Source organism: Vibrio sp. Vb0937, assembly GCF_033338855.1.
Genome location: NZ_JAWOTK010000220.1, coordinates 1 through 1,344, shown reverse-complemented (window position 1 = coordinate 1,344; position 1,344 = coordinate 1). Strand labels below are relative to the sequence as shown.

Genomic DNA, 1,344 nt, shown 5'->3' with positions numbered 1-1,344 from the left:
AACCAGAGTAACAACATTGCTTTTCATTTCGTTCTCCTAAATTAATTGATTATCGAAAGTTCCAATCATAAATAGCAAAAGCAATGCCAATATTAAATTCATGAAAAGCTATTTTAATTTAATAAAATTCTGACAATTAGCTAAAAACACTCGTACAAAAAACAAAATACAGGCTATTTATTTACCTTACACAAACAATATAAATGTAGGATAAATATAACTAGTGAAAAAGCTTCTCGCTAATTTGTAGTTTTTTCAAAATAAAAATACACAGCGTGAATATTCTTGAGTTGTTAAATAGTCATTGAAATATCGCATTGCGTGTTTACTAGAAAGGAAGCCAATCACACATCCGTCGTGCCTTGCTTTGCTTAAAAGCACAAATCCTCTACTCTGTGCCTAATCAAATTCAATGGAATTGAAAGAATGATAAAAGGCAGTGAGTACCCTTCCATTCGTGCATTGAGGACTTTTGTTGCTGTGGCTAACTATCTCAGCTTTTCTAAAGCCGCCGATGACCTATGCGTAACACAAGGAGCGGTCAGTAAACAGATGGCATCTTTAGAGCAACTCGTTGGGCTTCCTCTCATTCATCGAGGGTTAAACGGCGTGGAGCTAACAGAGGAAGGAAAGCGCTATTTACCCCAAATAACAGAAGCTCTAGAGCTCATTCAGCACGCAACCGCCAGCCTAATTCAGACCAATACCGATCAAGAGCTGTTGGTTGTCGATGTCACACCCTCATTTGCCAGTCTTTGGCTGGTGCCAAGTATCGATGATTTCCACCAGCGCCATCCAAATATTCGCGTGAAAATTCTTACCGGAGATGGCGCAGTTAAAAACATTCATGGCGAAAGTGATCTGCATGTGCGGTGTTTGCCTCTTTCTACTCATTATGAATATAGCCAGCTCTTATGTGAGGAAACCTTGTTGCTGATTGGCAACACCAACCTACCAAAACTGTCAGACAACCAAGCCATCAGCCATTACCCATTTATTCCGCAAACGACTCGCCCGCACCTGTGGGAGCAGTTCAAACAGGAGAACGATTTAGAGTGCCCAATCACCTATCACTCCGTCGGGTTTGAGCATTTTTATTTGGCGTGTGAAGCCGTGAGAATGGAGAAGGGCTTGGCTTTGCTGCCCGATTTTATGGCGCCATTTTCTATTTTGCGTGGTGACATCCAACATATTGGGAATCTAAAGCTTCACAGCGGCTATGGCTATTATGTGGTGATCCCAAACTTCCGGTTAACGTCAAGAAAAGTGGCACTTTTTCATGACTGGTTAAAAGACAAACTTACCCATCATACATAAAGCTACCGATATGAAACCAGTATAAAC

1 protein-coding gene is annotated in these 1,344 nt (G+C 40.8%); it reads left to right on the top strand.

The annotated features are described in order from the left end of the window. Positions 1–426 precede the first annotated feature (426 nt). Positions 427–1,317 (top strand): LysR family transcriptional regulator, encoded by an 891-nt coding sequence (locus R7P67_RS24580; protein WP_318086287.1) that lies wholly within the window; start codon positions 427–429, stop codon positions 1,315–1,317. Positions 1,318–1,344 lie beyond the last annotated feature (27 nt).

Excerpts from the sequence above, each read along its gene's own strand:
- R7P67_RS24580 (WP_318086287.1), top strand. The coding sequence starts at position 427 with ATGATAAAAGGCAGTGAGTACCCTTCCATTCGTGCATTGAGGACTTTT.